This is a genomic window from Sphingobacterium bambusae (assembly GCF_033955345.1).
Taxonomy (GTDB): Bacteria; Bacteroidota; Bacteroidia; order Sphingobacteriales; family Sphingobacteriaceae; genus Sphingobacterium; species Sphingobacterium bambusae.
Genome location: NZ_CP138332.1, coordinates 2017554 through 2035208, shown reverse-complemented (window position 1 = coordinate 2035208; position 17655 = coordinate 2017554). Strand labels below are relative to the sequence as shown.

At 47.3% G+C, this 17655-nt stretch carries 10 protein-coding genes; 7 read left to right on the top strand and 3 right to left on the bottom strand.

Features of this window, described 5'->3' with window-relative positions:
- The first annotated feature begins 3 nt into the window (after positions 1-3).
- From SCB77_RS08675 to SCB77_RS08665, 3 genes are all read left to right on the top strand, one after another.
- On the top strand, positions 4-1149 hold the full coding sequence (locus SCB77_RS08675) for an aldose epimerase family protein (RefSeq protein ID WP_320186035.1): 1146 nt from the start codon (positions 4-6) through the stop codon (positions 1147-1149).
- 10 nt (positions 1150-1159) lie between these two features.
- Positions 1160-3121 (top strand): alpha-L-arabinofuranosidase C-terminal domain-containing protein, encoded by a 1962-nt coding sequence (locus SCB77_RS08670; RefSeq protein ID WP_320186034.1) that lies wholly within the window; start codon positions 1160-1162, stop codon positions 3119-3121.
- A gap of 89 nt (positions 3122-3210) precedes the next feature.
- On the top strand, positions 3211-4251 hold the full coding sequence (locus SCB77_RS08665) for a glycoside hydrolase family 43 protein (protein WP_320186033.1): 1041 nt from the start codon (positions 3211-3213) through the stop codon (positions 4249-4251).
- Between the two features lie 11 nt (positions 4252-4262).
- On the opposite strand, the gene SCB77_RS08660 is transcribed toward SCB77_RS08665, so the two are convergent.
- Positions 4263-8324 (bottom strand): hybrid sensor histidine kinase/response regulator transcription factor, encoded by a 4062-nt coding sequence (locus SCB77_RS08660; RefSeq protein ID WP_320186032.1) that lies wholly within the window; start codon positions 8322-8324, stop codon positions 4263-4265.
- Positions 8325-8405: 81 nt separating this feature from the next.
- Positions 8406-10775 (bottom strand): glycoside hydrolase family 127 protein, encoded by a 2370-nt coding sequence (locus tag SCB77_RS08655; RefSeq protein WP_320186031.1) that lies wholly within the window; start codon positions 10773-10775, stop codon positions 8406-8408.
- Positions 10776-11146: 371 nt separating this feature from the next.
- On the opposite strand from SCB77_RS08655, the gene SCB77_RS08650 reads away from it, so the two are divergent.
- Genes SCB77_RS08650 through SCB77_RS08635 form a run of 4 tightly spaced genes read left to right on the top strand, consistent with a single transcriptional unit; the run spans position 11147 to position 16942 of the window.
- Positions 11147-12259: a glycoside hydrolase family 88/105 protein gene (locus tag SCB77_RS08650; RefSeq protein WP_320186030.1), complete on the top strand. Its 1113-nt coding sequence runs from the start codon at positions 11147-11149 to the stop codon at positions 12257-12259.
- Between the two features lie 4 nt (positions 12260-12263).
- Positions 12264-13550 carry a DUF2264 domain-containing protein gene (locus SCB77_RS08645; protein ID WP_320186029.1) on the top strand — a complete coding sequence of 429 codons (1287 nt, stop codon included), beginning with the start codon at positions 12264-12266 and terminating at the stop codon, positions 13548-13550.
- A 9-nt stretch (positions 13551-13559) separates the two neighbouring features.
- Entirely contained in the window at positions 13560-14891 is a 1332-nt protein-coding gene (locus SCB77_RS08640) for a BNR repeat-containing protein (RefSeq protein ID WP_320186028.1), read from the top strand.
- Between the two features lie 17 nt (positions 14892-14908).
- Positions 14909-16942 (top strand): DUF2264 domain-containing protein, encoded by a 2034-nt coding sequence (locus SCB77_RS08635; protein WP_320186027.1) that lies wholly within the window; start codon positions 14909-14911, stop codon positions 16940-16942.
- Between the two features lie 121 nt (positions 16943-17063).
- Here the strand turns inward: SCB77_RS08635 and SCB77_RS08630 are convergent, their stop codons facing one another.
- On the bottom strand, positions 17064-17642 hold the full coding sequence (locus tag SCB77_RS08630; protein ID WP_320186026.1) for a DUF4136 domain-containing protein: 579 nt from the start codon (positions 17640-17642) through the stop codon (positions 17064-17066).
- Positions 17643-17655 lie beyond the last annotated feature (13 nt).

Genomic DNA, 17655 nt, shown 5'->3' with positions numbered 1-17655 from the left:
AGGATGAACAGAAAGATCTTTTTTACCCTACTTGCTTGTGCTTCGCTGACTTACGCCTGTCAGCAAGGCACAACCAAGCAGGCCGAGCAAGCCGAGACTACGGATTCGGCTGCTAACGGCTTCGCAGCTTCCATCGATGGAAAGGAAGTAAAATTGTATACCTTGAAAAATGGTTCGCTAAGCGCTACTTTAACGAATTACGGTGCGCGTTTAGTAAGCTTAAATGTCGCTGATAAGGAAGGAAAGCCGGTCGATATTATTTTAGGATATGATACGGCAGATGAATTTAAGCAGCATGCGAGCAATTTCTATGGTGCAATCGTTGGCCGCTACGGCAACCGTATTGGAGATGCTACATTCTCTTTGAACGGTGAAACCTATGCTTTGGAAAAGAATGATGGAAAAAACTCCTTGCACGGTGGAACAAACGGGGTCTACAATAAAGTATGGGATGTCGAGAGCAGCTCGGATAGCTCGGTTACGTTAGCCTACACTTCGCCAGATAAAGAAGCCGGCTATCCCGGTACGGTGACCATGAAAGTAACCTACCTCTTGAATAGCGCCGGCGAGCTTGCAATTGATTACCAAGCCACCACGGATAAAGAAACGGTGCTTAACCTCACCAACCACGCCTATTTCAACCTGAACGGTGCGGGATCATCGACCATCTTGGATCACGAGCTACAGATTGATGCCAATGCCATCACTGAGGTAGATGAAACGCTGATTCCTACAGGCAAGAGTTTGCCGGTTGAAGGTACTGCTTTCGACTTTAGAGAGGCACACCGCATTGGTGAACGTATTGAGGAAGATAACAAGCAATTGAAAATCGGAAAAGGCTACGACCATAATTTTGAGTTGAGCAAGAAAGAAGGTTATCAAAAGGTTGCGGCGCTGTATGCGCCGACAACGGGTATTGAGATGCAGATTTTTACCAGTGAACCCGGTTTACAGTTTTACAGTGGTAACTTTATGGCGGATACAGATCCCAAAGGTAAAGGTGGAAAAGTGTATCCATTCCGTTCGGCTCTCTGCTTGGAAACGCAACATTTTCCGGATGCACCCAATCAGCCAACGTTCCAATCTACGCTGTTGAAGCCCGGACAAACCTATACGTCCAAAACGGCTTATAGATTTGTAAACCGCTAAAAAGAAGCTGATGAAGAAAGTACTTTTGTTGACTGCAGCATTAGCGATAAGTGCGTCTGGCCTATGGGCACAGGCACCATTGCGCTTTGATGTGCAGCTCGACAAGCCTGCTGGAAAAATATCCCCACATATGTGGGGCGTTTTCTTCGAAGATATTAATCTAGGTGCCGACGGTGGTATTTATGCCGAGCTGGTCAAAAATCGTTCTTTTGAGTTTGACAATCCGTGGATGGGCTGGAAGAAGTTGGAAAACACAGCTGAAGGTAGCCTGTTGATTGTCAATGATGTCAAAAGAAAGGGAAATGCTCGTTCGTTAAAAGTTACCAAGGAAAGCGCTTCAAAAATGGGCCTGCAAAATGAAGGGTTTCGTGGAATGGGCGTTCGCCAAGGTGCTGACTATGAGTTTTCGCTCTTATACAAACAGCACACTGCCGGACTAAGCTTGCGCGTTGAACTTTTGGATGAAAATGATGCGCGTATTGGACAAGCAACGCTTGCCCTAGATAATAAGCCGGATTGGCAAAGTGCCTCCGTAAAATTTACGGCTGCATCGACCACCGCGAAAGCGAAGCTCAACGTATGGATCGACGGTGCGGGTAGTGCGGAACTGGATATGTTGTCGCTCTTTCCTACCGAGACGTGGAAAAACAGGCCTAAAGGCCTGCGGAAAGACATGGTGCAGATCTTGGCCGATATGAAGCCCGGTTTTATTCGCTTCCCCGGTGGATGTATCGTCGAAGGTCGCGATTTGGCAAACCGATTTCAATGGAAAAAAACGGTAGGTCCTATCGAGGAGCGCGAGTTGATCATCAACCGTTGGAATACGGAGTTTAAGAATCGCCTGACACCCGACTACTTCCAAACATTTGGTTTGGGCTTCTACGAATACTTTCTGTTGGCAGAAGACATCGGCGCCAAAGCGGTGCCTATTCTGAACTGTGGTATGGCCTGCCAGTTTAATACAGGCGAGGTGGTTCCCTTGGAGGAGTTGGAAACCTATATCCAAGATGCGCTGGATTTGATTGAATTTGCCAATGGCGCTACAAATACCACCTGGGGTAAGTTGCGGGCAGACATGGGGCACCCCGAGCCTTTCCAGCTCAGCATGTTGGGCGTCGGCAATGAAAATTGGGGTCCACAATATATCGAACGTCTCGCGGCATTCAAGAAGGTGCTCAACGAAAAGCATCCCGAGATAGCGATTATCGCCAGCTCGGGAACCGATCCCGAAGGCGAGCGTTTTGACTTTTTGGATCAGCGGCTGCGCGGCATGCAGATCGACATTATCGATGAGCATTACTACCGTCCGCCTTCCTGGTTTCTGTCGGGCGCTGCGCGCTACGATGATTACGATAGAAATGGAGCTAAGATATTTGCCGGCGAGTATGCATCCCATACCACGCGGCCGAATGGTCCGGGACGTAGCACTTGGGAGGCTGCCCTTTCGGAAGCTGCCTTCCTAACCGGTCTTGAACGCAATGCCGATGTGGTCACCATGGCATCCTATGCACCACTCTTTGGGCATGTCGACGGTTGGCAATGGTCGCCTGATCTAATTTGGGTGGATAACCTGAATGTCTACGGTACACCGAGCTATCAAGTGCAGAAGCTGTATTCGTTGAATAAGGGTACAGACATTATTCCAATTAAGCGCAATCAGCAAAACGTTGTTGGTCAAGATAGTCTTTATGCCTCTTCGGTCTACGATGAGGTTAACAAGGAGCTGCTTATCAAGTTTGTAAACTACAACAGCAAAGCTATTGATGCGACATTTCAGATCGATACCAAACGTAAAATTGCAACTGAAGGAAGCAAGCTTACCTTGGCAAATGCCGATCTAGACGTTGCAAATAGTCTAGAGGAACCGCTGAAAATCAAGCCGCAGCAAGCAGGAATCAAGCTAAAGGGGAAATCCCTGACGCAAACCTTTGCACCCTATTCGTTTACAGTCATTAAATTACCTGTGAAATAAACATGCTAAGCCTTTGGGGGGCTTGGTTGTGCAGAGACGTTGTCCCCGACGTCTCTGTTTATTTTTAAACCATTTTACATTTCTTTTCCATGAAGCACAAGCTACTTTTCCTGTTTTTTTGTTATGGCCTAATGCCCGTGTTCCTGTATGCGCAGCAAGACAAATCAGATCTAGCAGCCTACCTAATGGTCTATTTTAAGGACGATACGCATAGCCTACACTTTGCCAGCAGCCGTGACGGCTATCGTTTTACGGATATCAATGCGGGCAATCCAGTGATTGCTGGCGATAGCATTGCAGAGCAAAAGGGAATCCGGGATCCTCATATGATGCGTGGTCCGGACGGTTATTTCTATATGGCCATGACCGATCTGCATATTTTCGCAGCAAAAAAAGGTTATCGCACGACCGAATGGGAGCGCGATGGAAAAACCTACGGCTGGGGCAACAACCGTGGACTGGTATTTATGCGTTCCAAAGACCTTATCCATTGGACGCGATCCAATGTTCGATTGGATAAAAGTTTCCCCGGCTGGGAGGAAGTAGGCTGTATGTGGGCGCCGGAGCTTATCTTCGATGCGGAAAAAAACAAGATCATGGTTTATTTCACCATGCGTTTTGGGAATGGACTGAATAGGCTCTACTACGCCTATGCCAATGATACGTTTACCGGGTTGGAAACCGAACCGAAGCAATTGTTCCAGTATCCCAAATTCAACAAGAATTTTATCGATGCTGATATTACCCAAGTAGGAGATACCTTTCATATGTTTTATGTTGCTCACGATGGTACGCCGGGAATCAAACAGGCTGTTTCGAACAAACTGCAAGAGGGATATCAGTATGATGATGCCTATTACGATCCTGAACCAACTGCTTGCGAAGCTCCCAATGTATGGAAGCGAATAGGGGAGGAAAGATGGGTGTTGATGTACGATATTTATGGTATCAATCCACACAATTTTGGCTTTAGTGAAACAACGGATTTCAAGACTTTCACCAACCTAGGGCGCTTTAATGAAGGAGTCATGAAAGCCGTCAACTTCAGCTCGCCCAAGCATGCTGCCGTTATACACCTAACGCTGGCCGAGCTCGATCGGTTGGAGGCATATTACGGCAAAGGTAAGTAGGCTTCCAAGCACTAGTCTCTCGTGACAATATCTTCTGCAGCCTTTCGCTGGTAGGCTGTTGGCGTCATGCTAAAAGCAGCCTTAAAGCAGGTGGAAAAATAACGCGGATCGGCGAAGCCTGTGGAAAAGGCTACCTCACTGACCGTGATAGACTTGTCTTGATCCATGAGCTGGCAGGCGCGTTTTAGCCGTATATTTTTGATGAGCTCGCTCGGCGACAGGTCTAGAAGAACCTTCGTTTTACGGTACAAGGTAGATTTTGATAAGCCTAGCTTGTCTCCAAGGATCAACACATCAAAACGTTCATCGGCCAGATTTTCCTCAATGAGGGCAATCATTTTCGTCAAAAATTGCTCATCAACGGGGGTATAGTCCAAGGAGGAAATATTGATCTGCGGATTGGTTTTAAAATCCGATTGTCGCACCCTTTTATTGATCACGAAACTGTGGATTCGGGCCTCAAGAATCTTGATTTCAAAAGGCTTGCTGATATAGCCGTCTGCGCCAGCTTCGTAGCAGGCAATCCGATCGTCCATGCTCGCTTTGGCGGTCAATAAGATGACGGGAATATGGTTGCTGTCCACATTAGCCTTTATTGTCCGGCAGAATTCAAGTCCATCCATCACGGGCATCATGATATCACTCACCACAATATCGATGTCTGTTGTCTGTAGGATTGCCAATGCTTCTTGGCCCTGAGAAGCACTGTGTACATTGTAGTTTCTGCCCAGCACGCTAGCTATCGTGGTGCGTAGATCCTCGTTGTCTTCTACGAGTAGCAGGTTAAGCGCTTCGGCTTGCAGATCCGCGGGAAGGTGGAAGTGCTGCCCTTCCGCCACGGTAATTTCAGAAGGCACTTCACGCAGCTGTTGCGCATGTTGCAGTTCGGCTTCAGTATAGCTTTCCTTGTTTACAGGGATCAGCACGGTGAAGCAACTGCCCCTATCGATGACACTGTCTACGCTGATATGCCCGCGATGCGCCAGCACCAAATCCTTGGTCAAAGCGAGCCCGATGCCATTGCTTTCCTGCTGCTTCGTGTGCCTATTGGTGTAAAAGGGGATAAAGATCTTATCAATCTCATCCTGCGCAATACCGATGCCAGTGTCTTGTATGCTGATGCGTAAGAAATGAACTTCACCTTTCCATTCGGTATCATAGGAGACCGATATTTTTCCGCCCTCTGGTGTATATTTGAACGCATTGGAAAGCAGGTTAAAAACAATCTTGTCCAATTTGTCGATATCGAAATACATGCCCTCGTCGCTAGCCATTCCTTGAATTTGAAAATCAATATGCTTCCGTTTGGCGAGCGGGCTAAAGTAGCTGGAGCCCATCTCTTCAAAGAAAGGTGTCAATTTGCTCTCGCTAATGCGGAGTTCCATTTGTTTGTTCTCTATACGTCTAAAGTCCAATATCTGCTGCAAAAGCCGCTTTAAGCGCTGCAAGTTGAAACGCATCTTTTCAAACTGCGAAAGGTTTTTCTGCGTGGTGATCTGTACGTCGTCTATGAGGCAGGAGATGATGGTAAGTGGTGTCAGCAGATCATGTGTAATGTTCGTGAAATAGCTCAATTTTGTTTGTATAAGCTCATCAGCATTATTTTTCTCGATCTGTGCAATACGCAGGTCACTGCGCAACTTTAAGCGATGCAGGGAGAAGCTGATCAGAAAATACAGTAGTGCCGCCAACAGCAAAAAATAGAGCAGGTAGGCCAAGTTACTTTCATAGAAAGCTGGTTTTTTTGTGATCTCCAAGGTCGTCACATCAGCATTCCATTTATTATTTAAATCCGTTGCTTTCACCAAAAAACGATAGTCGCCCTTTCCGAGATTATTGTAGGTCGCAAAGAGGCGCTCTCGAGGGGCATACACCCAATCCCGATCGACGCCTTCCAATTTATAGGCAAAGCGGATTTTATCGGGATGTGCAAATTCCATGGACGAGAAACTGATTTCTATATTTTGATCCTCCGGCTCTAGGACTAGGGTGCGTGCATGGAGATTGAATTTCTTGTTGTCAGCATGAATGATACTGGATACATTGTTCACTTTAACGTCCGATACAACGATCTGTGCTTGCTGCCGAGGCGTGAATGCGGTCTTCTTAAAACCTACGGCACCGTTGTATCCGCCAAAATAAACGCTTTTTCCTATCGCATCAACCGTATACGCTCTTTTTGAAAACATATTCACCGCAAGTCCATCATCGGCAGCGTACTCATAGATGCTGTTGTCAATGGGCGATACCTTGTAGATATTTCGGGTAGTCGATAGCCACACGACGTCGTCGAGGCAAACAATGTCCAATAGTTGGTTTTTGGAGAATAAGCCGGTATTTGCCAATTCCGTGGTGCGTTGCTGTTGAATATGATAACGCAGTAAACGGCTATCTTTTGTGCCGATCCATAGATTGCCTGTTTTATCTGCCGCGATGGTTTCAATTTGGTCGGTAAAGATTCCCTGTGTTTCCTTCCCTAAGTGGAGTGCGGGGGCTGCTATTTCCCCATGTCGAAATTGATAGATGCCTTGTCCTTTCGTTGCTACCCAGATAGACCCTGCGTAATCTTCGCTGATCCCCACAATGTAGTCCTGCAGGCTGCGAATAAACGTAAAAGACTGCTCCTCTGCTTTTTTTACGAACACACCATTTGCTGTCGCAATCCAAACGGCATGCCTACTATCCTGAAAAAAGAATAAAGGAACATCTGCTTGCGGAAACCATTGTTTGAGATCTATTTTTTTACGCAGGCTGATGCTTTTCTCTGTTTTGTCGAAGACATTGATGGTGGGTTCATAAGAGGAGCCTATCCATAGCTGCTTGTCCACTTCTAGGGCGGATGTCACCGCTCGGATAGAAATCAAGTCTTTAAACTGCGCATTGCTATAGGTGGTCATCTCGCCGGTGTTAGCTGCTATTTTTCCAAGGCCTATTCGTTCTAAGTTGAACCATAGATCGCCAGACCGATCTTTGTAGAGCATATTTAGGTTGGGCAGGATACTGTAGCGCGGCTTGACCTTGTCAAAGGTTAGGTTCTCAATCTGGGGTTTGTCAAAGCTAATGGTAGATACCCCTTTGCCGCCTATGGAAAGCCATAATAGGCCTGTTCTATCGAGGTACAGGTCGTTGAAAATATTGGAGGTATTATCGAAGAGCACACTGTTATCCAGCGCTTCCAATTGGTTGTCTTTCGTGTAGCGGAAGGTGGAAATGCCGGAGAACGACAAAACCCAAATATATTTGCGCTGTGGATCTTGCAGGATGTTGTAACAAAGATCTTCATTGCCTTCGCCCCTTCGTTTGTTTTTTATGGTCACGCTGCGGTAGCAGTCTTTTCCATCCTGGGGATTAAAAAGATACATGCCATCACCCCAGCTTGCAATCCATCGTTGGCCATGGTCGTCCTGAAACATACGAAAGGGATTGTTGCGGCCCCCTAAGGTTGGGTAGGGGATAAACCGGTCTGCTTTTTTGTCCAGTTTGTGCAGTCCGGCACACCATATGCCCATCCACAGGTTGCCCTCACGATCCTCGTAAAACATATTGGTGGTTCCCGCCGGGATAGAATGTTTCAACTTGGGATCGTGTGTATACTTTTTGATTAAACTGAAGTCGGATCGGAACACGAAGACGGCATTGTTCGTCCCAATCCAGATGTTGGACTGTTTGTCCACAAACATGGCCGTAACGCGGCGGTCTTTCAATACGCTATTGGCAAATGGCTGAATGCTGTAGCTCCGTTTGTTGAGCGTGTAAAGACCGCTTCCTGTCGCCAGCAATAGATGGTTTTTTGCTTCCTCGATATCTGTTATATTCTGATCATCGACTATTCTTCCCTCTTCTTCAGTGAGCTTAAAATTCAATAAATTATGCGCATCAAAGCGGCTAAGCCCCTGCGCGGTACCAAACCATATAAAGCCATCTCGATCTTGGAAAGTGCTATTGATCGTTAAGGAGGGCAATTCTTTTTCGATCTTTAATGGTGTAACGCCGATCTCTTGTCCACAAGCGAAAGGAGACGTAAGCAAACAGACGAAAATGGTTAGGGAATAAAGTAGTAGCGCACGGTTCACGTTGGGTAAAGTATTAGTCCTCTAAATATACAAAAAAAGCCGGATACCAAGTTCCAGCTTTACTTTTCGCGTATTAATTTCCTATGGCTTTAGCAAACGTACTTCCAGTATTTTATGTGTTTGCACCGAACCCTTCGCGGCTATTTTCACCTGGATATTTTTAGCGGCCTTGAAGCTGTCAGGAAGATCAAAGACGACTGTTCTCACGTTGTCATCTCCTGCGCTATTTGTAGCTTCTACTTGGCCGATCAGCTCGTCGTTCACCAGCAGCTGGGTTATGCGATCCTGCCCCTCGGCGAGGTATTTGAGATAGAGTTGTGTGGGCTTGTCGCTTTCTTTTTTCAGCTGGTAGCTAAACCACCCTTTGGCTTCTCGCCAACGCACATCGTCGAAGACGCCTGCTGTCGTCTGCTCTTCTTTGATAAAATGATCTGATTCTGGCTGTTGCTCGCCGCATACCACCCGATCCATGGTTCTGGCGGCCAGTGCTAAAGTTTCTTGTTCGTCGCGTGCGAGCTTTTCTTGCATATTGTGCAATTCCGTGGCGGTGGCTTGCGGCCAGTACATGATGTATCGGCTATCGTGAATCTTGTAGAAGGGCTCCAAGGTCATCTGCACTGCTTCCCGCCCTAGATAGACACCCGAAAGCGTGAAGTGCAGGGGCTTGTCAACTTGCGCGTTGACCAGTTGCGGTATGGCGCTAGGCTCGCTACTTAATACGGGCAGCTCGCTCAGGGGAATTTGACGCCCCTGTGCCACATGGCCCATACGGCTGTCGTCAGCTAGAAGGCCGGGCGTGTCGCCGTTGTTGCTCCGTGCGGCCAACACAATCGGCCCGTATAGGATACTGTAGTAGTTGCTATGATCTGGCAATTGTTCCGTATGGATACCCATCGGCAGGTCGATACGAACTTTGTCTCCCTTCTTCCATGAACGGCGGATGCTGATCCATGTGCTGTCGCTTTTATCCGATGTATAAGGCTTGCTATTGACAGTAACCACAGCTTCGCCCGTTAACCATTGCGGTTTACGAATACGCAAGGTAAATGTCGTTTTTTTTGCCGGATCGATATGCAGTTCCGTCCATGCTTCCTCTGGAAATGTATTGACCTGTTCTATCACAACAGCTTTTTCCTGCCAATGCACACGGGAGGGGATAAAAAGGTTCACAAATAAGTCGTTCTTACTGTGCGCATAGATCATTTCTCCATATTTGCCATGGTTCTCCATGCCCGAGCCTACGCAGCACCACATGCTGCTGTGCGGTTGTGAATACACGCGGTAGTGCCCCGGACGAATCTGCGTGAAGTAAACAAAGCCGCCATGTTCGGGATGCTGGGTAGAGAGAATATGGTTGTACAGCGCACGTTCGTAGTAATCCAAATATTTTCCCTGTGGATTGCTTTGATAAAGCATCTTGGTCAATCGAAGCATATTGTAGGTGTTGCAGGTTTCGGGTCCTTCAACACTATGAACCATTTTCGAAAAATCATCTATTGGATTGAAGTGCTCGCTTACACTGTTGCCTCCAAAAGCAATGGATCGATGTTCTACTACATTGTCCCAGAAGTAACGTGCCGCATTATTCCAGCTGCTATCCTGTGCTACATCCGCTATGCGTTTAAAGCCCAATACCTTCGGAATCTGTGTATTGGCATGCATGCCGGTTAAGTTATCTTGTTGTCGCAGCAGTGGATCCAATATGCTTTGATGACTAAATTGGCGTGCCAGTCGTATATATTTCGGATCTTGCGTAATAGCGGCAACGTCCGCAAAAGTTTCATTCAAACCGCCATGCTCGCTGCGCAGCATATCCTGAATCTGTTGTTCTGAAAGCTGCTCAACAAGTCGTATCGCCCAGTCGGACATGCTAATAAGCATCTTTTTCGCCGTGGTATCGCCAGCTAACAAATAGGCGTCCCGAAGTCCGGCGTAGGTCTTGTGGATGTTGTAAAGCGGCACCCATTTGTCGTTTAGGCTAAAGCCTCCAGCTTTGATCTTGCCTGCCCGGATATCCTGCCAAATACCTTTTCCGCCAGGCACACCACCAATGTATCCATCGGCATTAGCATCTTGGCATTGCTTCAGTGTTTTGATCATGTAGTCGAGGCGCTCCTTGATCATTGTGTCTCCTGTGGAAGCATACATCAAAGCGAGGGCGGAGAGGTAATGTCCTCCGATATGGCCATCAAGTCCCGTGTTTTCCCAATTGCTGTAGCTAGGTTTCTTGGTCGGCAAGCCCGCTTCACGAAGGAATGGTGTCAATAGCCTATCGGCATCCATGGTCAGTAAATAGTTTTTATCCGTCGTCTCGGCCCGTTTAAAGGCACTCGGGAGTAGGCGCACATCGGCCAAATCAAAATATTCCAGGTGCTTTGGAACTTGTGCCTGTACAAGTTGGCCGCTAAAAATGACCATGCAAAATGCAAGAAGGATGTTATGTAAAGACATAGGCGAAAAATAGTATGCTCTCTTTTGGTTCTAATCGAATCGTTGAACGATCTAGCTCGTTTTGTCGATCGCAATAAAGAGTCTGTAACAACCGATAGCAGCCGACGGGATAAAGATATAGAATGTGGCTAAATTTTTTAAATGTTTTTTGTACATTTATTAATATAGCGACGTTTGTTAACCTAAAAAAGCGGATTTGAATCATTTTTACACAATAAATAAGCTGAAATTGAACATCGTGATTTTAGCGAAATCCTATTTTTGTAATACGCTGTCTACACTGGTGGATGCTTCTTCATCAATCAGCGTGACCGTATTCATCGTGGACGATGAGCCGCCATTTATAAAATAAACGTTTAACCGAATAAAAAATGTACGTAAATCTAATTGTGTGTTGCTTACTCACCTATAGTGTAGCCTTTGGACAATCCTTTAAGAAAAAAGATGTATTAGCGCAGCTCCATCGCGCCAACAAGCATTGGCAAGCCGAGCACAAACCCCAAGTATGGTCATTTTGGGATCAGGCAGCTTACCATACCGGCAATATGGAGCTTTACAAGTTGACCAAAGAGAAGAACTACTTGGCCTATTCCACAGCTTGGGCCGAGCATAACGATTGGAAGGGCGCAAAATCCGACGATAAAAAAAACTGGAAATATAGCTACGGTGAAACCGACGATTACGTGTTGTTTGGCGACTGGCAAATCTGTTTCCAAACCTATTTGGACCTGTACAAGTTGGATCCTCAGCCTCATAAGATCGCCCGCGTGTTGGAGGTTATGCAATACCAAGTGAATACGCCCAACAATGACTATTGGTGGTGGGCCGACGGATTGTACATGGTGATGCCCGTAATGACCAAGCTATACAAGCATACCAAGGATCCGATCTATTTGGAGAAGTTGCACAGCTACTTGCAGTATGCAGATAGCATTATGTACGACAAAGAAGAAGCTTTGTATTACCGGGATGCCAAGTATGTGTATCCCAAGCACAAGAGTGCGCATGGCAAGAAAGATTTTTGGGCGCGTGGTGATGGATGGGTATTTGCTGGTTTAGCGAAGGTCCTGCAAGACTTGCCAAAGAACCACCCCGATCGCGCAAGCTACATCAAGCGCTACCAAGAGATGGCTAAAGCTATCGTTACTAGTCAACAAACGGACGGATATTGGACGCGCAGTATGCTCGATCCGCAACATGCGCCGGGGCCAGAAGCGAGTGGCACCGCATTTTTTACCTATGGCCTGCTATGGGGAATAAACCACGGCCTTTTTAAAGGAGAGGAGTACGAACAAGCTGCCCGGAAAGGCTGGAGCTTCCTTAGCAACGCGGCGCTGCAGCCTGATGGACGGGTGGGGTATGTGCAGCCCATTGGCGAGAAAGCCATCCCCGGGCAGGTGGTCGATGCGCAATCTACGGCAAGTTTTGGTGTAGGCGCTTTCCTTCTCGCAGGGGTTGAGATGTATCGCCACCTCAAGAAGTAGATATATGGAGGCTTTCTCAAATGGAATTTCTTTTGAGAAGCCTATCTTAAAGATAAAGTCGAATATAGACATGAAAGTAACGTTGGTTTTTATAACACTGTTGTGGATGGTGGGATTGATGCCCATAACCGTTCAGGCACAGGCAAAAAATGACCGTGCCTACTGGATCCACGAAATGGACCGTATGGCGCGTCCGGTGATTCGCCTCTTGGCACACGATAGCCTGCGCATAGGCATGCCGCAAGTGACCTCTAAAAATGTGGATAATCGGGAGCACCGTATTCAGGTTCAGTATGTTGAAGTGCTCGGCCGTGTGCTGTGTGGCATATCTCCTTGGTTGGCCCTGGACGATGGCCCTGCGGAAGAAAAGAAGCTCCGGCAGCAATATAGGACATGGACCATCCAAGGGCTAAAAAATGCATTGGACAGCAATGCCCGTGATTTCATGCGCTTCGATCTGGGGGGGCAGCAGTTGGTGGATGCCTCTTTTATAGCCGCGGCGATGGTGCGCTGCCCTTGGTTGTGGGAAAACTTGGACCAAAGCACCAAAGATCGCTTGGCGGATGCTATTCGTACGACGCGGCGCTTTAAACCCGTCTTTTCCAACTGGCTCCTCTTTTCAGCCATGAATGAGGCTTTTTTAGCCAAATTTGGTTATGACTGGGATGTCATGCGCGTAGATTACGCATTGCAGCAGCTGGAACAATGGTATGTGGGGGATGGGATGTATATGGATGGACCGCATTATGCATACGATTACTACAACAGTTTTGTCATCCATCCTTTTTTGGGAGGCATTATGGATGTCGTAGAAACAAAGACAAAGGCCTATAACGACATGTTTGGCAAGATAAAGAAACGTAATCAGCGCTATGCTATTATTCAGGAGCGCCTGATCAATGCCGACGGCAGCTTTCCTCCCTCTGGACGTTCGATCATCTATCGCGGGGCCGCTTTCCACCATTTGGCGGACATGGCCTGGAAAAAACGCCTGCCTGATGAGTTGCCCGTGGGACAGGTTCGGGGTGCTTTAACAGCGATGTTGCGCAAGACGATGCAAAGCCCGTCTACCTACAAAGACGGTTGGTTAACTATCGGTCTCTATGGTGATCAGCCCGGTTTGGGTGATTTTTATAACAATCAAGGCAGCCCTTACCTCTGTTCAGTTCTATTTCTCCCCTTGGGGCTTTCCGCAGATGACGCATTTTGGACGGCGGAAGAACTGCCTTGGAGTGCCAAGCGGATATGGTCTGGAGACGATGCGAAAAAAGATTACAGTATAGGTTATTAAAGAATGAAAATGAACATACGAACGAAATATGCCGCACTATCCCTGACGATCGGTTTGATGCTTTGCTCGATTTCTGCGACGCAGGCTCAGCACAAGCAAATCAGCAGCATGAACGTTGGTGAAGGCTGGGCCAAAAATACGGTGAACACGGCGGTCTTCCGCAAAAATTCATTGGTGAGCAATGATTCCCTGCAGTACATTGCCTATTATGATACGGATGGATTTGTAATACTGGGCAAACGCAAGTTGAGCAGTACGCAGTGGCAGCTAGCGAAAACGAACTATCAGGGCAATGCAAAGGATGCACACAACGTCATCAGCATCATGCTTGATGGTACGGGCTTCCTACATGTGGCTTGGGATCATCACAATGGGCGTTTGCGCTATGCACGATCTACCGCAGCTGGTACCCTCAGCTTGGGGGCAGAAGAACCGATGATCGGCACGGAGGAGAAGGCCGTCACTTATCCGGAGTTTTTCCGTATGCCCAATGGCAACCTTTTGTTTTTCTACCGCGATGGAGGATCGGGATCCGGTAATTTGGTGATCAACAGTTATGATACGGGTGAGCGTGCTTGGAAACGCTTGCATACCAACCTGATCAATGGCGAAGGAAAACGTAATGCGTATTGGCAAGCATATATTGACAATAAAGGCACCATTCATATTTCTTGGGTGTGGCGGGAAAGTCCAGATGTGGCGAGCAACCATGATATGGCCTATGCCTGTTCTAAAGATGGTGGTTTGACTTGGCAACGGACAAGCGGCGAGCGCTATGCTCTTCCCATTACGGCTTCCACTGCAGAGTATGCGTTGCGTATCCCGGAGAAGAGTGAACTAATCAACCAAACCGGTATGTCGGCCGATGAAGCGGGAAATCCATTTATTGCCAGCTATTGGCGTGCGGCCGACAGTAAGATTCCACAATATAAGATCATGTATTATGTAGATGGCCAATGGAAGCTCAAATCCTTGGATTTCCGTACAGTACCGTTCTCACTTAGTGGCCACGGCACCAAGGAGATTCCGATCTCCCGTCCGCAGCTGTTGGTCAAGGGCAAAGGGAGTAAGGCATCCATATGCTTGCTGTTTCGTGATAAAGAGCGTGGTAGCCGAGCGTCTGTATATAAACTCAACCGGATTGAAGCCAAGAAATATGAACTATTCGATATCTCCGAGCAGACACTCGGCGCTTGGGAGCCGACTTATGACACGGAGCTGTGGCGTAGCCGCAAGCAACTTTCACTGTTCGTTCAGCAAACTGACCAAAAGGATGGTGAAGGCCTCTTGGATGTTGCTCCTACAATGGTGCAGGTGTTACAATGGACGCCAAAGTTTTAATTTTATTTGTCGTAACTATGGTTTATTTCCGCTTTGTATTAAAAAATACCTGTGCACTTCGCGTCGCTTTAGCAAGTATGCTTATGCTGTTGTTGCTGTCTGTGCGAGCACAACAGACAGCTGATGTTTTCCAGATCGTGCATCCCGATTACCAGCGCAGTCCTGAAACGGGGGTCTCCCGCGAGCATTGGAAAGATGCTGCACGCTATCTTTTGGAAGGTGCTTTTCGCCATGTGCCCCATATGGACAGCCCCATGCAGTTTCCTAAGCAAGCCGGTCGCAGTTATCCTCGCGATGGTAAACATACCGCTACAGAGAAGATGGAGGGACTTTGCAGGACGCTGTTTGTGGCAATCCCCTTGTTAAGAGAGGAACCGGGCATACAGATTGCCGGCATCGATTTGGGCGCCTATTACCGGCATCAGCTCAAACGTATGTTGGATCCTAGCTCGGATACCTATATAGAGCCGCTGCCGGCGAAGGGCGGGCCAAGCCAAAAGTTGGTGGAGTTTGGGGGGCTTGCGGTATCCTTGGCCGCCGCCCCAGAGGTACTATGGGATCCGCTAGATCAACAAACCAAAGATGCGCTGGCCAAAACCATGCTGAGCTATGGCAATGGCCCTACCATCGATATGAACTGGCGCTTCTTCAACATCATGATTTTGAGCTTCTTTAACGAAAAGGGCTATGCCATTGACCAAGAACGTCTAAAGTCGCTTTTAGAAAAATGTTTGGCAGACTACCGTGGTGCGGGATGGTATACGGATAGTCCATACTACGACTACTACAGCATGTGGGCTTTCCAAATGTACGGGACACTATGGACGATGTTTTATGGCGATAAAATCTATCCGGAATATGCCGCGCATTTTCGCACGCATCTACGAGATATGGCTAACTATTACCCGTATATGTTTGCTGAAGACGGTAAAATGATTATGTGGGGACGCAGCATTTCCTACCGCATGGGCGCCGCTGTTACCTTTCCATTATTGGGCACCTTGCAAGATCAGTCGATCAACTACGGCTGGATGCGCCGTATTGCTTCAGGATCTCTACTACAGTTCTTACAACATCCGGAATTTTTGGATGAAGGCGTACCTACCCTAGGCTTTTATGGTGCTTTTGATCCGGCAGTGCAAGAGTATAGCTGTCGGGGTAGTGTATACTGGTTGGGTAAATTTTTTCTAGGCTTGTTGCTGCCTCAAGATAATGTGTTTTGGTCTGCCACAGAGAATAATGGCGCTTGGGATAAGCAAATAACGCAAGAAAAGCCATTCCTGACCTTTGCCGAAGGTTCGAATATCTTGACAACAGATTACAAACAAATTGGGGCAGCAGAACTGCGGGCATGGTGCAACAGTAAGCAGACCGGCTACTACCAGGGTACAGAAAACTATAATAAGCTGGCTTATAATAGCGCCTTTCCTTGGCAGGCAGATGGTAAGCAGGGGGAGATTGCGATGAATTATACGTTCAAAACGGCAAAAGGTTGGGAGTCGTTGCGTATGTACAATTTTAAGAAATACGAGCAGGAGGTATATTATCGGGATGCCGTCCTAGCGTCGGATGAGACGGTTAAAATGCAACTAGCCGACCTCTGCTTGGCAAACGGCATCCTTCGGGTCGATCGCTTTGCGGGAGATAAAAACCAAGTCATTCGTTTAGGACACTATGCCTTGCCTCAGTTGCCGGGCAACACGATACAGCAGAAAACGGTAAGGTACAAGGGACAAGAAGCGATCATTATGGATAATGGTGTTTATCAATTGGCGTTTGTTTCCTTGCTCGGATGGCATGCTCCGGAGCTGGTTTCCTGCAAAAACTTACATCCTGAAGCCGTGGAAAGCCGCGTAATCAATGTACAGGAAGAGGTCGCTGCAGGCACAAATTTAGCCTGTTTGATGCTGTGGAAGCGATCGGGCGAGAAATGGACTAACAAGGAATTGTTTCCCATCCGTGAAGTTAAAACCGATGGAATCGATGCTGCATCCATGGAAATTATTTGGCGAAATGGACAACGGAAGACTATTGATTTTGGGAGGCGTTAAGAACACTGAATCTTAGGGAGCGAGATAAAAAAAGGCGAAGCAATCTACATGCATATAGCATCAGATTGCTTCGCCTTTTATCTTTTTATACGTGTTCGTATCTATTGAAGCTTCCTCCGAACTAGCGTCTTGCCTTGACGGGGAAATTCTTAAAGATACCATTAACAACTTTAGGCAACTTGTTGATGGCGCGTTCAGGCTGTTTGGTATCAAAAGAACCTCTTGCCTGCCACACTACCGCATTGCTCTGTCTGTCTAGGGCTTCGATGATAAGGTGTGCATAACGGAACTTCTCGCTACCAACCGGGTAGCTGTAGCCGCCTCCCCAGCCCATACCCCAGCCCCAGCCCATGCCCCAACCCCATGGTCCCATGCCGCCCCAACCTACGTTGGAATGGTAAACCAAACGGCTTTTGTTGTTTACGATGGGGATGTAGCGAAATAGTACGTCTGGGTTGTCTTTAGAATAAGTTAAACCCAAAGATTCCAGTTCTTTGTTTGCTGTATTCAAGATATTGGCTCTTGCAATATCGTTATTGAAATAATTCTTCGATAGGGAATCTACCGGAGGAAGCCATCCGTAGGTTTTGTACTGCCCAAAATCTTGGGTCTGCATTTTTGTCGTGTTATACTGCGTTGATGCACAGGAAGACAAAAGTACGAATAAGCTGAGTGCGAAAATATATCCTAACTTTTTCATAAAATATCGTTGT

Bases quoted from the DNA above. Each gene is read 5' to 3' on its own strand.
- SCB77_RS08635 (WP_320186027.1), top strand. From the start codon at position 14,909: ATGGTTTATTTCCGCTTTGTATTAAAAAATACCTGTGCACTTCGCGTC.
- SCB77_RS08665 (WP_320186033.1), top strand. From the start codon at position 3,211: ATGAAGCACAAGCTACTTTTCCTGTTTTTTTGTTATGGCCTAATGCCC.
- SCB77_RS08645 (WP_320186029.1), top strand. From the start codon at position 12,264: ATGGAGGCTTTCTCAAATGGAATTTCTTTTGAGAAGCCTATCTTAAAG.
- SCB77_RS08655 (WP_320186031.1), bottom strand. From the start codon at position 10,775: ATGTCTTTACATAACATCCTTCTTGCATTTTGCATGGTCATTTTTAGC.
- SCB77_RS08640 (WP_320186028.1), top strand. From the start codon at position 13,560: ATGAACATACGAACGAAATATGCCGCACTATCCCTGACGATCGGTTTG.
- SCB77_RS08675 (WP_320186035.1), top strand. From the start codon at position 4: ATGAACAGAAAGATCTTTTTTACCCTACTTGCTTGTGCTTCGCTGACT.
- SCB77_RS08670 (WP_320186034.1), top strand. From the start codon at position 1,160: ATGAAGAAAGTACTTTTGTTGACTGCAGCATTAGCGATAAGTGCGTCT.
- SCB77_RS08630 (WP_320186026.1), bottom strand. From the start codon at position 17,642: ATGAAAAAGTTAGGATATATTTTCGCACTCAGCTTATTCGTACTTTTG.
- SCB77_RS08650 (WP_320186030.1), top strand. From the start codon at position 11,147: ATGTACGTAAATCTAATTGTGTGTTGCTTACTCACCTATAGTGTAGCC.